19 protein-coding genes and 1 riboswitch are annotated in these 20,332 nt (G+C 48.7%); of the genes, 14 read left to right on the top strand and 5 right to left on the bottom strand.

Translation table 11 applies throughout. The features are described from left to right. Positions 1–104: 104 nt before the first annotated feature. On the top strand, positions 105–296 hold the full coding sequence (locus tag DWZ40_RS14190) for a hypothetical protein (protein WP_147354200.1): 192 nt from the start codon (positions 105–107) through the stop codon (positions 294–296). A 48-nt stretch (positions 297–344) separates the two neighbouring features. Here DWZ40_RS14190 and DWZ40_RS19625 read toward each other — a convergent pair whose 3' ends face one another. Beyond that, complete coding sequence (locus DWZ40_RS19625) at positions 345–488, bottom strand: hypothetical protein (RefSeq protein ID WP_182430497.1); 144 nt, start codon at positions 486–488, stop codon at positions 345–347. Between the two features lie 204 nt (positions 489–692). Here DWZ40_RS19625 and DWZ40_RS14185 point away from each other — a divergent pair, with 204 nt between their 5' ends. The 7 genes from DWZ40_RS14185 to DWZ40_RS14150 all read left to right on the top strand — a co-directional run bounded on the left by DWZ40_RS14185 (position 693) and on the right by DWZ40_RS14150 (position 8,123). Beyond that, entirely contained in the window at positions 693–1,133 is a 441-nt protein-coding gene (locus tag DWZ40_RS14185) for a hypothetical protein (RefSeq protein WP_118543647.1), read from the top strand. A 595-nt stretch (positions 1,134–1,728) separates the two neighbouring features. Further along, positions 1,729–3,396 carry an ABC transporter substrate-binding protein gene (locus DWZ40_RS14175; RefSeq protein ID WP_118543645.1) on the top strand — a complete coding sequence of 556 codons (1,668 nt, stop codon included), beginning with the start codon at positions 1,729–1,731 and terminating at the stop codon, positions 3,394–3,396. A gap of 138 nt (positions 3,397–3,534) precedes the next feature. Continuing rightward, positions 3,535–4,458: an ABC transporter permease gene (locus DWZ40_RS14170; RefSeq protein ID WP_118543644.1), complete on the top strand. Its 924-nt coding sequence runs from the start codon at positions 3,535–3,537 to the stop codon at positions 4,456–4,458. Position 4,459: 1 nt separating this feature from the next. After that, on the top strand, positions 4,460–5,431 hold the full coding sequence (locus DWZ40_RS14165) for an ABC transporter permease (protein WP_347560095.1): 972 nt from the start codon (positions 4,460–4,462) through the stop codon (positions 5,429–5,431). A gap of 121 nt (positions 5,432–5,552) precedes the next feature. After that, positions 5,553–6,560, top strand: a complete 1,008-nt coding sequence (locus DWZ40_RS14160) for an ABC transporter ATP-binding protein (RefSeq protein ID WP_118543643.1) — start codon at positions 5,553–5,555, stop codon at positions 6,558–6,560. Beyond that, on the top strand, positions 6,547–7,614 hold the full coding sequence (locus DWZ40_RS14155) for a dipeptide ABC transporter ATP-binding protein (protein WP_118543642.1): 1,068 nt from the start codon (positions 6,547–6,549) through the stop codon (positions 7,612–7,614). The genes DWZ40_RS14160 and DWZ40_RS14155 overlap by 14 nt, the downstream gene beginning before the upstream one ends. A gap of 17 nt (positions 7,615–7,631) precedes the next feature. After that, positions 7,632–8,123, top strand: coding sequence for a GNAT family N-acetyltransferase (locus DWZ40_RS14150; RefSeq protein ID WP_118543641.1), 492 nt, complete (start codon positions 7,632–7,634; stop codon positions 8,121–8,123). A gap of 95 nt (positions 8,124–8,218) precedes the next feature. Here DWZ40_RS14150 and DWZ40_RS14145 read toward each other — a convergent pair whose 3' ends face one another. Beyond that, the gene (locus DWZ40_RS14145; RefSeq protein WP_118543640.1) at positions 8,219–10,138 is read right to left on the bottom strand and encodes a GGDEF domain-containing phosphodiesterase; all 1,920 of its coding nucleotides are present in this window, start codon (positions 10,136–10,138) and stop codon (positions 8,219–8,221) included. Further along, complete coding sequence (locus DWZ40_RS14140) at positions 10,135–11,853, bottom strand: diguanylate cyclase (protein ID WP_118543639.1); 1,719 nt, start codon at positions 11,851–11,853, stop codon at positions 10,135–10,137. Before DWZ40_RS14140 ends, DWZ40_RS14145 begins: the two co-directional genes overlap by 4 nt. 137 nt (positions 11,854–11,990) lie before the next feature. After that, a riboswitch (Fluoride riboswitch) is annotated at positions 11,991–12,064 on the top strand. A 94-nt stretch (positions 12,065–12,158) separates the two neighbouring features. Here DWZ40_RS14140 and DWZ40_RS14135 point away from each other — a divergent pair. The 3 genes from DWZ40_RS14135 (at position 12,159) to DWZ40_RS14125 (ending at position 14,768) form a co-directional block, all read left to right on the top strand. Continuing rightward, entirely contained in the window at positions 12,159–13,355 is a 1,197-nt protein-coding gene (locus DWZ40_RS14135) for a cation:proton antiporter (RefSeq protein ID WP_118543638.1), read from the top strand. Between the two features lie 138 nt (positions 13,356–13,493). Further along, complete coding sequence (locus DWZ40_RS14130) at positions 13,494–13,904, top strand: hypothetical protein (protein WP_118543637.1); 411 nt, start codon at positions 13,494–13,496, stop codon at positions 13,902–13,904. 318 nt (positions 13,905–14,222) lie between these two features. After that, on the top strand, positions 14,223–14,768 hold the full coding sequence (locus tag DWZ40_RS14125) for a carbonic anhydrase (protein ID WP_118543636.1): 546 nt from the start codon (positions 14,223–14,225) through the stop codon (positions 14,766–14,768). A gap of 117 nt (positions 14,769–14,885) precedes the next feature. On the opposite strand, the gene DWZ40_RS14120 is transcribed toward DWZ40_RS14125, so the two are convergent. Then, entirely contained in the window at positions 14,886–15,905 is a 1,020-nt protein-coding gene (locus DWZ40_RS14120; RefSeq protein ID WP_118543635.1) for a sugar kinase, read from the bottom strand. A gap of 241 nt (positions 15,906–16,146) precedes the next feature. On the opposite strand from DWZ40_RS14120, the gene DWZ40_RS14115 reads away from it, so the two are divergent. Together DWZ40_RS14115 and DWZ40_RS14110 are read left to right on the top strand one after the other, a co-directional pair. Next, on the top strand, positions 16,147–16,734 hold the full coding sequence (locus DWZ40_RS14115) for an HD domain-containing protein (RefSeq protein WP_118543634.1): 588 nt from the start codon (positions 16,147–16,149) through the stop codon (positions 16,732–16,734). A 51-nt stretch (positions 16,735–16,785) separates the two neighbouring features. Continuing rightward, complete coding sequence (locus tag DWZ40_RS14110; RefSeq protein WP_118543633.1) at positions 16,786–17,538, top strand: AAA family ATPase; 753 nt, start codon at positions 16,786–16,788, stop codon at positions 17,536–17,538. 307 nt (positions 17,539–17,845) lie between these two features. Here DWZ40_RS14110 and DWZ40_RS14105 read toward each other — a convergent pair whose 3' ends face one another. After that, positions 17,846–18,427 (bottom strand): 50S ribosomal protein L25, encoded by a 582-nt coding sequence (locus DWZ40_RS14105; protein WP_118543632.1) that lies wholly within the window; start codon positions 18,425–18,427, stop codon positions 17,846–17,848. A gap of 393 nt (positions 18,428–18,820) precedes the next feature. On the opposite strand from DWZ40_RS14105, the gene xylB reads away from it, so the two are divergent. Then, on the top strand, positions 18,821–20,290 hold the full coding sequence (xylB, locus tag DWZ40_RS14100) for a xylulokinase (protein ID WP_118543631.1): 1,470 nt from the start codon (positions 18,821–18,823) through the stop codon (positions 20,288–20,290). The last annotated feature ends 42 nt before the right edge of the window (positions 20,291–20,332 follow it).

Below are 20,332 nucleotides of genomic sequence, written 5' to 3'. Positions count from 1 at the left end.
CACCCCTGAAACTACGGAGCTATGCTTCGTAATCAGATGCTTGGTAATTCAATTGCCGATGTAGTTCACGAGAAGCCCGAGGAGAAGATCGGGGAGAAGCTTACGTGTTGACGGATTTGATAATCAAAAAAATGAAAAGAGGTCTTGCACCGGAGCAGATTGCAGATATGTTGGAAATTAATCTTGCCATAGTGAAAGAAATATGCAACGTAGCCAAAGACTATGCACCGGATTATGATGTGAAAAAAATCAGTGAAGTTTATCAGAAAGAATCATTATGTCCAACAGCAAAATAAGTAACAATGAAATAAGACATGAAAAAGATGCCGCAGAATGGAGTAAATTTATTCTGCGGCATTTTTCTCTTTTTTATAGCGATGAAGCTTCAGCTGTGCAAGCTTCAGAAGACGCAAGTTCTCTATTGTTTCCATAAGATATTTTTCAAACTGGGCTAATTTTTCGGTCAAAGTGGTAAATGCTGAGCTCATAGGGAAGCCTCCTTTGTTTTCTTTGTAGTATTATCATAGGAGATGGGAAAACAATATGCAAGAGTTTGGTGGAAATATAGATGAAAATATTGATGTGATTTATGCCAAATTCAGTTGACCATATAAAATTGCATCCTCTATTCCTTACGTGTATAATGGAACCATGATACATATTGTAAACACGTAATGGAAAGTGGGGTTCTCATGTTTAATTCCGGATATAAGAAAGCAGCACTTGAAGCAGCGCAAGAAGCAGGCGAACAGTATCAGGATACTTATGATACAACAATCCGGAACACTACAGGTCTCCATGAAAAGAAACTGGAAGCCGTAGTAATTTTAAAGCGGGTAGATGACTATATTCATTCCCTATCAAATAAGCCGGGTGAACTGAGCAAACAGATGTCCCGGGTCACTCTGAAACGCCAGGCTTTTGAGCAGGAAGTCGATCAGTTACAGATTGAAAGCAAGAAGACGGATAAGATCAGTACCAGTCTTGCCGGGGCAGGTGCCATGGCAGGAGCCAGTATTGCAGCATTTGGTCCAACTGCGGCTATGGCAGTTGCGGCCACGTTTGGAACGGCATCAACAGGAACAGCCATCGCGACTATACAAAGCTTTCTCTGGAAGAAAAGGAAATGTTGAGAACGTTGCTGAATTCTTCGGAAGCGTTATCGGAAAGAATCGGAGTGAAACTGCAATGATCGGGGAAAAGGATTATCTCACAGCGGATATCCATAAAACAGAGTGGGCCAGTGCGACCTGCGTATAATGCTCATTATAGGGAATGCGACTCTTTGCATAATCGATGGGGCAGATGCAGCTGTTCATGGACTTGCAGGTGGAAATTTTGTGAGCTTTATCTGTCATCTGAATCTGGTAGGATGGGCAAGGCTGGTGATGTTTGTATTAAAAGAACTGGCAATTCGGATTGTGCGAAGCCTGGATGACTTGGATGACCTGTTTTTGTAGCAGCGCTGAGCATACAAGGGCATATATGAAAGATTGTATGCTAGTAGAAAATATAAGTGAAAATAAAAAGGAGTGCTACGAAAGGGTGTTGAAAATCCACCTCCGATGTGATATGATTTTTTTATTAGCGGACATTTTCAGATGCCGCAGCCAATACAAATGCAATGGTGCATCCTCTTAAGGAGGCAATGCACCATTTTTGGTTGCTGGCATAGAATGCTGTGTGGAAAAACAGCAATAAAATCCCGTCCGCATCAAGGAGGATATTATGAAGAAGAAGCTCAGTCTCATCCTGGCTGCTGCACTGACGGCTGGCCTGGCGCTGACCGGCTGCGGCGGCAGCAAAACTTCCGATACAACAGAGAATACAGCGGGCGCAGAGAGTGAAACTGCTGCTGAAGTGAAGGGCGTGGACGTGGATACGACCGGTTACCTGGTAGCTGCACTGAATGCGGATATCCAGACGGCAGATGTTCAGAAGACCTCTAAGGATTACGAGGTTCCGTTCAATATTTTCGATCGTCTGGTCGATGTTGAGGTCGACGCGGACGGCAATTCCAAGATTGTTCCGAGTCTGGCTGAGAACTGGGATATTTCTGACGATGGTCTGGAGTATACGTTCCATTTGAGACAGGGCGTGAAGTTCCACAATGGCAATGATTTTACCGCAGAGGATGTGGCTTATACTTTCCACCGCATGTTGACCGTAGAGGGCGGCGTGAATACCGAATTTATCGACCAGATCAAGGGTGCGGATGAGCTCTTGGCTGGCGAGACCGATACCCTGGAGGGCGTTGAGGTGGTGGACGATTACACCATCAAAGTGACCTTAAAGGAGCCGTTTGCCGGTTTCCTGGCAAGTATTTCTTCCCCGGGTGTTTCGATTTATGACAGCGAGGCAACCGAGGCAGCAGGTGACCAGTTTGGTATGGATCCGGCAGTGACCGTTGGTACAGGCCCGTTTGAGTTTTCTTCCTGGAGCTTTAACAACCAGCTGGTTCTGACCCGCAATGAGGACTACTGGAAGGGCGCTTCCAAGCTTCCGGGCGTTGTCATCAAGATCATCCCGGATACTGAGACCCAGTCCATGATGTTTGAGAGCGGCGAGCTTGACATTCTCGACCTGGACTATGCGGCAGATTCTGTTGACCGCTTTACCGAGACGTATCCGGACCAGATCGTGCAGGGACCGCGTGTTGGTATCGTGTACTTTACCATGAACTTTAATAAGGAGCCGTTCCAGGATGTCAGAGTCCGCAAGGCGGTTCAGATGTCCATCGACCGCCAGGCAATCCTGGATGCGCTTTACGGCGGCAGAGGACAGGTGGAGCAGGGAATCTTCCCGCACGGCCTCATCGGCTTTAACCCGGATCAGGAAGAGATCAAGTACGATCCGGAGGCTGCAAAGGCGCTGCTTGCCGAGGCTGGCTATGCAGATGGTTTTGACATGGAGATTGCAGCAGACAGCTCTGCTTCTGACACCATGACCATGGCGCTGGAGATTGTCAGCGACCAGCTTGCTGAGGTTGGCATCCGCGCAGAGATCAAGAATTACGATGAATCTACCTGGTTAGAGACCAGAAAATCCGGTGAGCTTGGTTCCTTCATGTCTACCTGGTCTGCCGATTACAACGACCCGGACAACTTCATTTACACCTTCTTTGGAAATGAAGAGAAGACAAAGATCCGCTCCATCAATTACCCGGATACCGAAGTGATGAACCGTGTAGCGAAGGCGCGTACCATTGTGAACGAAGACGAGCGTCTGGCTGAGTACAAGGCACTGGAAGAGAAGATCGCCCACGAGGATGCGGCATGGGTGCCGATGTTCTCCAGACTGCATCTGTTCGCAGTCAGCAAGCGGGTAGAGGGCTTTGCACCGTTATGGAGCGGTCTGAGTGACCAGCTTTTCTACAACGTATCAATCAACGAGTAGGATCGTGACCGGAGGGAGTTTCCGAAAGGGACTCCCTCTTTTGCCATGTAGAAACGCAGAGGAAGGAAACATTCATGGCCGGTCTGTATGTCAACGGGCATGCCAGATTGTGTGTCTGCATAGAAGGAGGATAAGGTTTTGTTCAAGAAGGTACTGAAGAGGATTCTGATTTCCATTCCGGTCCTGGTGGGCGTGGTGCTTCTGATTTTCATCATGCTGCGCATTGTCCCGGGTGACCCGGTTACCACCATGATGGGTGAGCATGTGAATCCGGCGGTGATCGAGAAGATCAGCAAAGAGATGGGGCTGGATAAGCCTTTGTATGTTCAGTTTTTCCAGTATATTGCCCATGCGCTGCGGGGCGATTTCGGAACGTCCTACAGGCTGAACCGGAATGTGACAAAGATTATTTTAGAGGCATTCCCGAATACAGTGAAATTATCCCTTCTGGCGGCGGTGGTTGCCTGGGTGATCGGCATTGTGGCTGGGATCATTGCAGCGGTGCGCCAGAATAAGCTGCTGGACCGCCTGTTTATGGGCGGTGCCCTGATCGGTGTTTCCATGCCGGTCTTTATGACAGCGCTGGTACTCCAGTATCTGTTTGCGTTTAAGTTTAAATGGTTCCCGGTTTCCGGTTTTGATTCCTTCCGTGCAATGATCCTTCCGGCGATCGTGCTGGGGTGGAACTCTGCGGGAAGCATTGCCCGCATGACCCGCTCCAACTTGGTTGAGATCATGCAGAATGACTTTATCCGCACAGCGCGGGCTAAGGGTCTGTTGGAGTCTGGTGTCATTGTAAAGCATGCGCTGAAAAATGCCATGCTCCCGGTTGTGACGATGATGGCGCTGCAGGTGTCCAGCATGCTGTCCGGCGCTGTTTTAACGGAGAGTGTGTTCGGTGTTCCGGGCATTGGTCGTCTGGCAGTCAATGCCATTGAGACCAGAGATATGCCGCTTTTGCAGGGCACCGTTATTTTTACTACGATCCTGATCATTGCAGGAAACCTGGTGGCAGACCTGCTTTATAATGTACTGGATCCGAGAATCAGGGAGGGCGCGTAAGATGGAAAGAAAAACAAGTATGGAAAATCTGTCTGAAAACAGCCGGACCGGTGTGGGCAGCAGCGTGCAGCAGGATGGCACAAATGCAAAAAACATGCAGACAGATTTCAGCGCTCAGATCGGCGAGGCAGACACCTGGCTGGACAAGGCGAAGACTCTGGTACGTCAGAATAAGCTGGCAGCATTTTCTGCACTCTTGATCATCCTTATGATCCTGATCGCAATCTTTGCCCCGGTGGTGGCGCCTTACGATCATTTACAGCAGAGCCTGGCAGACCGCCTGCAGCATCCGAGCGCAGCGCACTGGCTGGGAACCGATGAGCTGGGGCGCGATGTCTTAAGCCGCATTATTTTCGGTGCCCGCATTTCCTTAACGATTGGTCTGGTGCCGACGCTCATTTCCATGGCAATCGGCACCGTGCTTGGCATGTATGCCGGTTTCTATGGCGGAAAGGTCGATTTCATCATCATGCGTCTGGCGGATGTGATGCTGGCATTCCCGTCCCTGCTTCTGGCTATGGTGGTCATGTATACCATGGGCGGGGGTCTGATCAACATCTTCATTGCATTAAGCCTGGTAAACTGGGCGGGAACGGCCCGTATTGTCCGCTCCCAGACCCTTTCCTTAAAGGAAAAAGAGTACGTGGAAGCGGCGCGGAGCATTGGCGTGAAAAAATGGGTCATCATGTTCCGGCACATCCTGCCGAATTGCATTCCTTCCCTGATCGTGCTGTTTACGTTAAATATTCCATCCGCAATCCTCTCTGAGGCATCGTTAAGCTTCCTGGGCGTCGGTGCACAGCCGCCGAGTGCCAGCTGGGGACTGATGGTTGTGCGCGGAAAGAAATATCTGTTTTCCGAGCCGTGGCTTTCCATTGCGCCGAGTGTTGCGATCATGATCGTGGTGATGGCATTTAACTTCCTGGGCGATGGTCTGCGCGATGTGCTGGACCCGTATCTGAAGGAGCAGTAAGGCCGGAACTGCATGGAAAAAGACAGCAGTGGTGACTGGCTGTGCCTGACGGGCAGGAGCAGTTGCCAGCAGAGAAGGAGCATTTTTGCCTGACAGGGGCAGGAATGAAAAGGAGAAGAACATGAACGATTCAATCGTATTAGATATCCGTGATCTGAAATCCCACTTCTTTACCGCGAAGGGGGAGGTGCCGGCAGTGGATGGCGTCAGCATTGAGGTACCGGCCGGAAAGATCATTGGCATTGTAGGAGAGAGCGGATGTGGAAAGAGTATGACCGCCATGTCTGTTATGGGACTTTTGCGTTACCCGGGCAAGGTGGTAGGCGGAAGCATTACCCTGGAGGGACGCGACATTACCCACCTTTCCCCGCGGGAACTGGCGAAGGTGCGCGGAAATGAGATCTCGATGATCTTCCAGGAGCCGATGACCTCGTTAAACCCGGTCTATCCGGTGGGAAAGCAGGTGCAGGAGGCCATTCTTTTGCATCAGAAGGTTTCAAAAGAAGAAGCAAAGCAGCGCGTTATTGACATTTTCCGTGCAGTCGGAATCCCGGAGCCGGAGAAGCGCTATAAGAGTTATCCGCATCAGCTTTCCGGCGGTCTGCGCCAGAGAGTCATGATCGGTATGGCCATGGTGTGCCGCCCGAAGGTGATGATCGCCGACGAGCCGACCACGGCGCTGGACGTGACCATTGAAGCGCAGATCTTACAGTTAATGAAGAAACTCTGTGAGGAGCAGGGAACTTCGATCATCCTCATTACCCACAACATGGGCGTGGTGGCAGAAGTTTGCGACTATGTGTATGTCATGTATGCGGGCAAGGTTATGGAGCAGGCAGAGACCTTTGAACTGTTTGACCATACCGCGCACCCTTATACGCAGGGCCTGTTAAAGTCCATTCCGAAGCTGGACAGCCGGGAAGAGCGGCTTTACACGATCGAGGGTGTGGTGCCGAATCTCTTACATCTGCCGAAAGGTTGCCGTTTCTGCACCCGGTGTGAGTATGCGACGGAGCGGTGCAGAAATGAGGAGCCGCAGATGTATGAGAGTGCCGAAGGGCATAAGGTGCGGTGCTTTCGGAGCGAAAATGCCGGAGCAGAGGAGGTGAGCGTGAATGGAGACAACTGAAAACACAACATGGCTGGCAGATCAGCCATGTCTGGATGGGCTGGCAGAAAACCAGCAGACAGAAAACAGCACGAGTGAACGCAAGCTTCTGCTTCGCACCAATCATCTGGTAAAGGAATTCCCTATTGGCGGCACAAAGAAGGATCCGCTGGTGGTGCATGCAGTGTCTGATGTCAACCTGGAAATTTACGAAGGTGAGACGCTGGCGCTGGTCGGAGAATCCGGCTGCGGAAAGAGTACGTTAGGGCGCTTGCTGATCCGTCTTCTGGAGGCAACCTCCGGTAAGGTGGAGTTTGAGGGGCAGGATATCACTGCCATGAAGGAGTCGGAGTTTGCGAAGATCCGCAGACAGCTGCAGATCATCTTCCAGGATCCGTACGCTTCCTTAAATCCGCGCATGAGCGTGGCGAAGATCATTGCAGAGCCGCTGACAACTTATGGAATGAAAGACAAAAAGCAGTTGGAAACACGGGTGAAGGAGCTCATGAAAGAGGTCGGGATCCCGGAAGAATTTTATAACCGGTATCCGCACCAGTTCTCCGGCGGACAGCGCCAGCGAATCGGCATTGCCCGTGCCATCGCACTGAATCCGAGACTGATCGTCTGCGATGAGCCGGTATCCGCGCTGGACGTTTCCATCCAGTCCCAGGTGTTAAACCTGTTAAAGGATCTGCAGGAAGAATATAAGCTGACGTATCTGTTTATTTCCCACGATCTGAGCGTAGTGAAATTTATCGCAGACCGTGTGTGTGTCATGTTTTTGGGAAGCATCTGCGAGATCGGGGATACCGAGTCGCTGTATGCGCATCCGCTGCACCCGTACACCCGCTTCCTTATGAATGCAATCCCGAAGGCAGATCCGCATCTTCGGACCAAAGAAAAAGAACTGCTGACCGGTGAGATCCCGTCTCCGGTGAATCCGCCGTCTGGCTGTAAATTCCACACCCGCTGCCCTTATGCACAGGAAATTTGTGGACAAGAGCAGCCGCCATGTAAGCGTTTTGGGGATAGAACGGTGTTCTGTCATTTCCCGCTTGAGAGCGCGGAGCAATAGAAAAGAGGAAACAGATCATGGAATTTGTATTTGAGCATGTGCGAAAAGAAGAGGCGGACGAAGTCCTGGACCTCTACCGTTCGCTGGTCGGCACTCCGTTTTGTGCCTGGACAGCAGACTATCCGTCTCGTAGTGACGTAGACTTTGACTTATCCCGCAATGCATTATTCTGTCTGCGGAACGAAGAAAACGGAGAGATCGCCGGAGTTATCTCCATCGATGAAGATCCAAAGGTGGAAACGCTGTCCTGCTGGACGAAAGAGCTTCAGCCGGGGCGGGAACTTTCCAGGCTCGGTGTGCGCGAAAGCTACCAGAACCAGGGAATTGCCAGAAAGCTGATGGCGGGGGCGATAGAGGAACTGCGCAGCCAGGGATTCAAAAGTGTACACATCCTGGTGGCAAAGGAAAATAAAAAAGCACTGGCGTCTTATAAGGTGTTTGAATATGAAACAGTCGGGGCGTGTTTTTTACACGAACACGATTACTGGTGTTACGAAAAAGCATTATAATAGAAAGAAAAAGCTGATGACTTCTGCGGAAAAAACGCAGGGCATCAGCTTTTTTGATATGGATCCGGCTGTGACGGTAGGAATCCTGGATCCGCTTAGTTTGTTTTCTCGGTGAGCAGTTCCAGAAGCGCGATCGGAGCCAGAGGTCTGGAAAAATAATATCCCTGGATCATATTGACACCCCACTGTTCCAGCAGGTCCAGTTCTTCCTGGGTTTCCACACCCTCTGAAATGATCAGGTAGCCCATCCGCTGGAATGCAGCCACAATACTTTGATAGAAGGTAGCGGCTTTGACATCAGAACAGATGTGAAAGAGCAGGGAGCGGTCCAGCTTGATCGCAGCAAATGGAAGCCGCATGACGGTATTAAAGTTTGCGTAGCCGGAGCCGAAATCATCCAGGCACAAGAGAATCCCGGCATTGGAAAATTCTTCGACAGCCTGATTCAGGATGTTATTGTATTCGGTTGCCACGGTTTCCGTAATTTCAAATTGGAAATAGGAATGCGGGAGACCGAATTCATCTATGATCCGGATAAAACGGCTGCTGCAGTCATTTTTGATCAGATCCAGCGGAGAAAGGTTGAATTTGACCGTATGGAGCTGCTTCATCAGATCTTCATGGTCTTTGAGGAAGCGGCAGACACGGCGAAACTGCAGGTCGCTGATCTGGTCGACCAACCTGTTCCTTTCTGCAATCTGAATGAACATATCGGGAGAAATCCAGCCGTACGTCGGATGACGCAGGCGGCTTAAGGCTTCCAGGGAAACGAAGCATTTTTCATCCAGGGAGTAGACCGGCTGGTAATAGACTTCAAACAGATCCTCTTCAATGGCGGTATGCAGAAACTGTTCGATTTCTTTATTATACACAAAGCTGCTCATGGTTTTCTGGTCATCCTGAACGGTTTCAACGATGCCATTTCGCGGAGCAAGAGATTCCAGGTATTCTGCGTATTCCAGGATGGCCCCTCCATCATCCAGCTTTTCTGCATTGAGGATACCGCAAAGAATGGCAGGGGAGGATAGCTTGTCAGAGGTTTCTGCATTCAAACCGGAATTCTGCTGAAAAAGCTTTTTTATTTCCGTCAGGAAATATTCATATTCCTGCAGGGAAGAGGCCAGTACGAGAAATCGTTTTCCGGTGATGCGGAAAACCTGCAGTCCGCAGATTTCTTGAAGCTGTTCGGAGATGAGCTTTAGAAACTGGTCCCCACTCTGGGTACCGGCTGCCCGGTTGATCTGGTTTAACTGGTAAAAGGTTATGGTGATCACGTGGAAACTTTTCTTTTCCGCGAGAAATTCTTCTGTTTTTCGGATGAAGTATGGTTTGTCATAGAGCCCGGTCAGACTGTCGGTATTGGCATGTGGATTGTTAATGGTCAAAAACAGTGTCAGGACTGCAAGGCTGAGCCCAAATCCAGTCATCAAAAGCGGTTGATACAGCGCCTGAACGATGACACCGAAAGCCGACAGTACAAGAATCTGAAACAGTGCCTTGCTGGTCGCTGGACCAAGTGCTTTTCTCCGGAAAATGATGATCAGAGTGGCTTCTGCAATATGGAGCAGGGCACAGTAATACATGAGCATGTACAGTGGGCCTTTTACGTAACCGGTCTGAGATTCAAAGAAAAACATATTGCCGGTAAACTGATTGCTCAGGATCAAAAAGAGCAGGATAAGTGTTGGAAAGCCCAGGATGAACATTTCACCGGGATGAATGTGCTCTTTTTTATGAAAGGTCCGGATGTAACAGACCAGAACGAAAGGAAGCAAGGTCTGCATCAGGTAAAAGATGGTAGTGGATAAAATGGCGCCCATTCCAAAATCACCATAACCGGAAGCAATGTAGTAAGTGCTGATCAGTTCAAAAAATACATCCAGAATTCCAAGCACTGCCAAATGAAGAAATGTGCGGTTATTCAGATCGTTTGGGCGCTTCTGATTAAAAAACTGCCACAGAACGATGGTAAGAATGATGAACGCGGCAATCAGAAAATCGGAATTATAACTCATAAGGATTCCTCCTGTTCGGACATTCTTTTGTATGGATTGCTGACCTGGGAAGCGGCGGTCTGTCCGCTGCTTTTGTGCTGGTCATAATCGGCCTGGCTCTTCCAGCTGCTGATACTCTGTGTATTTCCCAGGCTGTCTTTAAAATAGCTGTGTCCCAATGTAAGACATACCTGGCAGCGGCTGCTGCCGGACGCATTGAATCTGCGAATCTCTTTCTGCAGCATGGTTTCATAGTCAGAAAAAGAAATTTTTGGATCGGTAAGAATGACGGCAAATTCATTTCCATCGGTACGGAAACATTCAATCGGTTCCGGTGAAAGTTCCCTGCAGACATTCTGGATACACTGCGCGGCACTGATGATCAGTTCATTTCCGGCACTCATGCCATAGGCCGCATTGGCTTCTTTCAGATCCTCCAGTTTCAGAAATGCCAGGAATGCATTTGCGTATTCATCAGAATGCCGTTCCAGTTTTGCAAGATAGTGTTCGAAGGCTTTTTTGTTTTTCAAGCCGGTCATCCGGTCTTCCATGGACATTTTTTCCCGGATTTCCTGTTCCATGCGGAAGCGGATATCGTTTGTGATCTTACAGATCAGACCCCAGAACAGAAGCAGGATATACAGCATGATTCCAAACTGGAAGATGGCATCATACCAGTAGATCTTAAAGAGCCAGTATAAGATCAGGGAGATAATGCCGCCCACGCCAAGGATCGCGAATGCAATCAGACAAAGCCCGACTCCCCGGTTGTGTGTGGTCAGGTATTCGCGGCGTAACAGCAAAATCATGGTAATGACTCCGGAAAACAGCAGGATATGTGTGAGGAAAAGCATATGGATAAACGGTATGCCTGTCAAAAGGTACCCGATCCCCTGGAAAAAAGCATTGGCATAGAGGGCTGCGATCCAGAGGCCGGGAAGCGGACTCCTTTTTAATGTCCCAGTATTTTGTACGAAGTGAAGCATGGGAACGGACATCAGCATGAATGCGTAAAAGGAGATGAGGCTTCCAATCGCAATTTCTTTTCCATATACATGATAAATCCCTGAGTCGGTAAAGGACCACAGAGAACACAGGAACAGAAACAGTGCGACATCCAGAAAACGTGGTTCGTGAAAATCGTGATATTTCAGGTACAGGTAAATGGCAAGGGAAAGAATCCCAATGCCCAGCATGCCCGCCAGGACGGCAAAGGAAAGCGCATGGTCAATCAGATGCTGTCTTGTCACTGCTGAAGTGGGACCGAAAATGGGCGCGTAAATAAACTGAGGGCTGTCTGGCATGTTTCTATAGACCAGGCAAAGCGGACTGCTTCCGATCGTTTGTGGGAGGAAAACGTCAGCCCAGAGTTTTCCCTTCATCTGGTCATTTTTCAGAAACGCATTTTCCCGGTACTGATAAAGAAGGGAGTCTCCCATGCGGATCTCAAGGCCATACTGGATGCCGCGGGCGGAAAAAATTTTCCCGGCATCGGATCTGGTCAGTTTGTCACAATACAGCGTGAGGCTGCCGTCAGGTCCCGGTGTCAGGTTTGCCGGAAGTCTCACTTCGATGCGCTGTCCGTCCTGCAGCCGGTACCAGTCGCTCACAACGGATACCGGCGCGTTCACGGCAGGCTCTGGTTTATAAAAGCAAAATGACAGAAAGACCAGACACAGCAGCAGAAAACCAATTGCTGCGTATTCCAGTTTTTTCCATTTCGAAAGTTTATTCATGATCCATCTCCTAATGTAGAATGCAGGTATAGCATTTTGCCTGATAGTCTTATTATATCGTACAGAGTGTTTGGATGACAAGATTAGATGGCAAAAATGAGAATCTTCGCTTTACAAACCGTGGAAAATACAGTAAAATAGCGCCTGGGAATGAAGTTCTCCCGTGGGAAACCAAAACCGCTGAAATAAGGCTGATGACTTCTGTGAGAAAATCACAGGGGTCACCAGCTTTTTTTTTGCATTGCATATCGAGGAGTCACCAGTGGCGTGTCCGATGATTTCGCGTACAATAAGGAGGAAAAAATATGTTAACATCACTATCATTCATTTTTCTGGCAGGTCTGGCCATGGCGGCGATCTGTGCACGTATGAAACTGCCGCGCATCATCGGCATGCTTCTGACCGGCATTGTGCTGGGACCGTATGTACTGAACCTGCTGGATCCATCCATTTTGTCTATTTCATCCGAGCTGAGGCAGATGGCGCTGATCATCATTCTGGTAAAGGCCGGACTATCCTTGAACCTGGCCGATCTAAAGAAGGTGGGACGGCCTGCCGTGATGCTGGCCTGCGTTCCGGCGAGCTTTGAGCTTCTTGGGTATGTATTGTTTGCGCCTGTGATCCTTGGTGTGAACCGGATCGAGGCCGCTGTTATGGGAGCTGTTCTGGCCGCTGTTTCCCCGGCCGTTGTTGTGCCGCGCATGGTGAAGCTGATCGAAACCGGATACGGTACGAAAAAGAGCATTCCGCAGATGATCCTGGCGAGTGCTTCTTGCGATGATATTTTTGTCATTGTCCTGTTTTCTACGTTTTCCGGGATGGCGCAGGGCGGAAGTGCCAGACTGATGGATTTTGTGAATATCCCGGTCTCCATCATCAGCGGCGTGATCGTTGGTGAGGTGGCAGGATGGCTGCTGAGTCTGTTCTTTGAGACGGCTTATGCGAAGGAGCATTATGTCCGCAACAGCATGAAAGTGATCATTGTGCTCGGAATCTCGTTCCTTCTCATGTCCGTGGAAACCTGGCTGAAACCATACATTTCGGTATCCGGTCTTCTGGCTGTAGTCAGCATGGCCTGTGTGCTGAAGCTGCGCAGCATCAAAGAAGTCTCCGGGCGTCTGTCTGAAAAGTTTGGAAAGCTGTGGCTGGCAGCAGAGGTGCTTTTGTTTGTGCTGGTGGGCGCGGCGGTGGATATCCGCTACACCGTGGGAGCCGGGCTGGCTGCCGTTGTCATGATTGCGGTTGCTCTGCTTTTCCGCACGGTTGGCGTGCTGCTCTGCCTGGTCAAGACGACCCTGAACTGGAAAGAGCGCCTGTTCTGCGTGATCGCCTATCTGCCGAAAGCAACCGTGCAGGCTGCGATCGGTTCCGTGCCGATGGCAATGGGACTGCCATGCGGACAGATCATTTTGTCGGTGGCGGTTATGGCAATCCTCATTACAGCACCGCTCGGGGCGCTTGGCATGGATGCGAGTTTTGAGAAGCTGTTGGAAAAAGAGTAGAACCGGATGGAGGAAATCTGTAAAATCAGACAAAAAATCGCTTGATCGGGGAAAACACGGATAAATAATGGAAGAAATCACGGGGATTTTGTATATTGGAAGAAAGAGGAGAATGGGGTTAGAGAGGGGAGGGATTTTATGGCAGAACAGGAGAAGCTGGAACAAGGCAAAGAAGAACCACGTGCGCTGACGCTGGAAGAAAAATGGCAGATGGACGAAGAAATGCAGGCAGATGGCAGCAGCAATTACCAGGTGTTTACGCCGCAGTGTAGAAGCTGTCAGTTTGCGAAAAAAGGGGCACTGGAAGAGTGCCGGAAGTACTACACAATTCCATGGAAAATCCTGACTGTGCAGGAAGCATGTCCGTATTACCAGAGTCAGGAAGATCAGAAGCAGCAGAGTCTGGAATTACGCGGATGTCAGCATGCATTGAGTGTGAAGAACAAGATCTCGAAAAGCCAGATCCGGGTGCTAGCTTTTTTCAAAAGATCGGTTGGAAGCAAAGCTCTTGCGAATGGAAAAATTTGGAATACCAGCCAAAGCATATGATGTCTGAAAAATGGAAGAAATTTGTAATGAGAACAAGGCTTGAAAAAGCATCGTGAAAGGGAAAAACGCGTCTTTACCGCGGCGCAGATCTTGCGCCTGTGTTTGGAAACCCGGTGATACCTGCAAAGACGCTGTTGGTGATTGGGGAATCGTCATGTATGCTTCCGACGTGTTTCTGAAATTTCCATAAATAATTTTCTGATCTACTGACAATAGAACAAAAATCTGCTATATTGATGCATGCAGGCAATTGGTACAGAGAAAAATTTCACGGACATGGCAGCCTGCAGATATCCCACAGAAAGAGAGTGATAACCTATGATAGATGAAATTATGGAATACAACCGGAAATTTGTGGAGAATAAGGGCTATGAGCCGTATTTAACCAGCAAATACCCGGACAAAAAACTGGCAATCTTAACCTGTATGGATACCCGTCTCTTAGAACTTCTTCCGGCTGCGCTTGGCATCAAAAATGGCGATGCCAAGATCATCAAGAATGCCGGTGGTGTGATCGTGCATCCTTACGGCAGCGTGGTGCGAAGCCTGTTGGTCGGCATTCTGGAACTGGGTGTGGAAGAGGTTATGGTCATTGGTCATACTGACTGCGGCGTGCAGGGCATGGATGGAAACGAGATGCTGGAGAAGCTGGTGGAGCGCGGTATTGACCAGCAGCACATTGATATTGTGCGTCACAGTGGCGTGAATCTGGAACGCTGGCTGGGCGGCTTTGAGTCCGTGGAGACTTCGGTTCATGAGACCGTGTGCCGCTTAAAAGAGCATCCGCTGATGCCGAAAGATGTGCGGATCAACGGATTTATCATGGATTCGGCAACCGGAGAGCTGAGAAGAGTTGAAGGATAAGAACAGAAGCGATATTGCATAGGAAATATCCAAGGGGCGAATGTCCCGTGCCCGCCGTAAATGGTGGATGCGGAACGTTCGCCCCTTGTTTGTTATCGTGCGATATGGTTATATCATTTAGCGCATCACGTTGGTCTCTCCGGTTTTCATAATGCGGAGGATTTCTTCTTCACTGGCCAGATTAAAGTCGTGCTGGATCATCAGTTTCATGACGCTGGCGGTGATGGAAAAGTCGATCAGCTTCTGTGGGGAAAACTGGTGGACGAGTCCATGGATCAGGGCACCGGCAAAAGCATCTCCTGCGCCGACGGCTTCGAAGCTGTGTACGGTGTGGATGGGACTTTCGTAAAAATGTCCGCCCTTTAAATAGATGCCCATCCAGTCTCCATCCTCAGCGGTTTTCAAATTGCGCAGAACACTGGTAACGGCGCTGCAGTTTGGGTAAAGCTCCTGAATTTGTTTCATTCCCTGGCGGTAAGTTTCAATCTGGTCGATGCCGTGTGCCATGTCACCGTCAAATGCGTGGATGCCGAGAGTCGCTTCGAAATCTTCATCGTTGGCGATACAAAGGTCTACATACTGCATCAGTTCTTTCATGACGGACTGGGCTTTTTCGCGGGACCACATTTTCGCGCGGTAATTTAAGTCGCAGATGACGGTAATGCCATGTGTGTGGCAGTATTTCAGTGCGTCGCGTACAGCCTGTTCTACAGAATCGCTGATGGCAGGTGTGACACCGGAAAAGAAGAAAATGTCCACACCGGAAAGCAGGGTTTTCCAGTCAAATTCGTTGGCATCAGCTTCGGCTAGGGCGCTTCCGGCCCTGTCATAAAGCACGTTAGTCGGGCGGATATCGCTGCCCTTTTCAAAGTAATAAATGCCGAGTCGCGGGCCGCCGCGCAGAATGCGGGAGGTATCGACCCCGTAGCGCCGAAGCTCGTTAAATGCGGCATCGCCTACCGGATTTTTCGGAAGCTTGCTGACAAAGGCTGCGTCATCCCCAAGGGTGGCAAGTGACACGGCAACATTCGATTCCGCGCCGCCGTAGCTGGCTTCAAACCCGTCTGTCTGCACGATCCGCAGGTGGTCCGGTGTTTTTAAACGGAGCATGATTTCTCCGAAGGTAAGTATTTTCATGGAAAGATTGTCCTTTCAATAAGAATCGGTTATGGATTGTCTTTTTAGGTTCGGTGGTTTCATTATACCACGCTTTTTGTTGGATGGAATGTATTTTGTGGCTGAAAGAGGGGAAAAGCTGTGGTAGAATGTTATTGTACACAGATAGAAATTTTTTGAACTGAATTTATGCAGTGAAAGGCATGAGCCGCGAGAAACAGGAAATGAAACCGGCATATCGTGTACAGAAAGAGGATTCAGTATGGACGAACGTTTACAGAAGCAGATTGACTTTATTTTGGAAATCGATAAAGAAAAAAATATTTTCCGCCAGACGCACCTGACGGGACACGGGCGCAATGAGAACGATGCGGAACATGCCTGGCACATGGCGATCATGGCATATCTTTTGCGGGAATATTCCAACGAAAAGATCGATGTGGCACGGGTTATGCTCATGTGCCTGATCCATGATGTGGTGGAGATCGATGCGGGAGACACCTACGCCTACGATGCGGAAGGCTTGAAAACCCAGAAAGCAAGGGAAGAAGCAGCAAAGGAACGCATTTATTCCCTTCTTCCGGAAGATCAGAAAGAGAAGCTGGTGGAAATCTTCGATGAATTTGAGGAACGCAAGACTCCGGAAGCAAAATTTGCGCGGGCACTGGATAACCTGCAGCCGCTTTTATTGAACAACAGCAATGATGGCGGAGACTGGAAGCGCCACGATGTTACGGCCAAGCAGGTTTACGGAAGACAGTCCCGTACCCGCGAAGGATCGGAGAAGCTGTTCGAGATCACGGACCAGATCCTGAAAGAGAATATTGCGAAGGGGAATATTAAAGAGTAACGTGGCAGTCCGTTAAGCATCTGCATGAGTTTTTGGAAGGGGAACTAAGAAATGGGAATTTATTTTAATCCTGATAACGATAGCTTCAAAAAGGATAAAAATAGTGAATTATACCTCGATAAAACCGGTTTGCTGGAACATCTGAACCGGGTTATCTGCACAAATGCCAACTGTATCAGTGTCAGTCATGCAAGAAGATTTGGTAAATCCCATGCCGCCGGAATGATAGATGCATACTATAGCCGTGGCTGCGATTCATCAGAACTTTTTGAAAATACGGAAATAGCAACAAAGCCCGGATATCTTGAACACATGAACCAGTATCAAGTGATACACATCGATGTTTCATCATTTTGGGATGTCTATAAGGATAATGTAATAGAAAAAATCCAGGAGTATATCTGCGACGAGCTGAAACAGGTATATGGCGATTCCATTGACTATACAAAAATGCTAAGTGTTATACTTCTGTCCATCTATAAACTTACCGGTATTCCATTTGTTATCATTATGGACGAATGGGACTGTGTGATCAGAAATGGGGGAAACTCAGAACTGGTTCACAATTATCTGCAGTTTTTACATTTATTGTTTAAAAGTGAAGAGTCAAAGGCGTTTCTGGCATTGGCGTATATCACAGGCATTTTACCTATAAAAAAAATAAAAGATGAGTCCGCACTCAATAATTTCCGGGAATTTACCATGCTGAAATCCCGGCAGCTTACGAGGTATTTTGGCTTTACGGAAGAAGAAGTAAAAGGTCTGTGTGACTCATCTGGCATTGCAAACCGGTTCATGGAGTGAAGTCGCAAAAATTCATTCCAAGAGCAAATGCGGGGGGAAGACCTGCTTTTGTTGTGGAATTGAAATATAATGAGTCAGCTGATTCAGCAATCCGGCAAATTAAAGACCGACGATACAGTGGAATATTACAGGGATACGGAGATAAAATTTTGCTTGTAGGAATCAACTATAACGAAGATCCTAAAAATAAGAAAAAGCATACGTGTATCATAGAGAGTGTTCATTTATAACAATTTAAGTATATGACAAGGACCGTGTGAGTTGCCGAAAGGCAACTCACACGGTCCTATTAAAGTCAAATGGATTGTTATTTCGTTGCAGGTGCTTCTTCCTCAGCATCCTCTTCAACCTTCGCATATTCACCAACATGGAACAGCTGGGAATCGGCAGTGGTGACTACGGTGACACCTTTTTCTTCCAGCTTCAGGTCTTTGACATACAACGTCTTGGTTCCCTGCGGAAGCTTTGCCAGATCGATCTCAATCGGGTCAAGCAGATGTGCCGGGTCTGCTTTGTAATGAATCTCGGTGATCTCCGGTTCGAAGACACCCTGAACGACTTCTTCATTTACAAAGGTGACCGGAACGGTTGCGGATACAACTTCACCTGCGACCAGTGCCTGGAAATCCAGTGCCAGGATCTTCTTGCTCAGTGGATCATAATCAATATTTTTTACCAGGGCATCGACCTTTTCACCTGCGATATCCAGCATGGTCTGTGCACCTTCTTTGGCTTTTTTAATGAAGCTTAAAGCATCCTTTTCTGCGTATTTCAGAGCTACATTTTCTTTCATCTCACGACCATATAAAACGCCGGTGGTGTAGCCTTCTCTTCTTAATTTTTTTGCCTTTACCTCAGGGTCTCTTTTTTCAGCTGCTAATGTCATCATAATAATCTGCCTCCTACTTTGAATGGCCGGAGAAAGAAATCCTTCCGGTCTTATAATCATTATTCATTCGTGTAGATGGAGAGCTTGATGTGTTGCTTTAAACATCGATTGGTTCTTCTTGCACTGACTGTATTATAGCACTTCTGGAAAAAAGTGAACCTTGAAAAAGTTACAAAAAAACAGTACACAAAGAAATAAAATTAGCAATATTTTCAGAAATTAGCACTCTTTTATGCAGACTGCTAATAAGTGCGGCCTGGGAATTATGCAATTTCATAACCGCTTATTGAAAATCAAGAGTAAACAGGCTAATATGGGAGTAGAACTGGTGTTGCTGTTAGGCAACGCGTGAACAGCAACGAACGGATTGCATTACCTGAAAGGGGGAAAGGTATGCTCTATATTGGAATTGATCTTGGAACATCGGCGGTAAAACTCCTTCTTATGGAGGGCGATGGAACGATCCAGAAAATCGTATCCAGGGAATATCCGATCTATTTTCCGCATCCCAGCTGGTCGGAGCAAAAGCCGGAGGACTGGTTCGCCGGGACAATGGACGGTTTGAAAGAATTACTGGATGGCTGCGAGAAGGACCAGGTGGCAGGCATCAGCTTTGGGGGACAGATGCATGGCCTTGTGATTCTGGACGAAGACGACCAAGTAATTCGACCGGCACTGTTATGGAACGATGGACGGACCTGGGAGGAATGCGATTATTTAAACAACGTGATCGGTAAGGAAACGCTTTCGGAATATACGGCCAACATTGCTTTTACGGGCTTTACGGCGCCGAAGCTTTTGTGGGTGAAAAATAAGGAACCGGAGCATTTTGCGCGGATCACGAAGATCATGCTCCCGAAGGATTACATTGCTTACCGTCTGACCGGGGTGCATTGCACCGATGTGTCGGATGCGTCCGGCATGCTGCTGTTTGATGTAAAGAACCGCTGCTGGTCGAAAGAAATGTGTGAGATCTGCGGAGTGCGTGAAGAGCAGCTGGCAAAGGTTTATGAGTCTTACGAGAGCGTGGGAACCGTACTTCCAGAGATTGCGGATGAGCTTGGTATCCCGCATACAGTCCGGGTAGCAGCAGGTGCCGGAGACAATGCGGCAGCGGCCGTTGGAACCGGTACGGTGGGCGATGGCATGTGCAATATTTCTTTAGGAACCAGCGGCACAATCTTCATTTCTTCGGAAAAGTTTGGGGTAGACAAGCACAATGCGCTGCATGCGTTTGCCCATGCAGACGGACATTATCATCTGATGGGGTGCATGCTCAGTGCGGCTTCCTGTAATAAGTGGTGGATGGATGAGATACTCAAAACGAACGACTATGCAGTGGAACAGCTCACAATTGAAAATCTGGGAGACAATCATGTGTATTTTCTTCCCTATCTTATGGGGGAACGCTCCCCGCATAACGATCCGAACGCCCGCGGGACGTTCATTGGCATGACTATGGATACCAGCCGGGCTGATATGACCCAGGCCGTGCTGGAAGGTGTGGCATTTGCACTGCGTGATTCCCTGGAAGTGGCAAAATCTCTTGGAATCCAGATTGAGCGCACAAAGATTTGCGGCGGCGGGGCGAAAAGTCTGCTATGGCGGAAAATCATCGCGAATGTCATGAACCTGAAGGTCGACCTGATCGAGAGTGAGGAGGGACCGGCACTGGGCGGTGCCATGCTGGCAGCAGTTGCCTGCGGGGAATATGAAAACGTGGAGGAGGCAGCCCATAAGATCGTGAAGATTACCGGAACAGTAGAGCCGGAACCGGAGCTGGTGGAAAAATACGAAGCACGTTACCAGGTGTTCCGTCAGATCTACCCGGCCTGCAAACCGTTATTTGCGCTGATGAAATAAGAAATTAATGGGAACTGCCCATAGAAAACAGGAGGAGAAGGT

Source organism: Clostridium sp. AF32-12BH (assembly GCF_003477935.1).
In the GTDB taxonomy this organism is placed as follows: Bacteria; Bacillota; Clostridia; order Lachnospirales; family Lachnospiraceae; genus Brotaphodocola.
The sequence above is the reverse complement of the archived record's forward strand: the minus strand, read 5'-3'. Positions and strand labels throughout refer to the sequence as shown.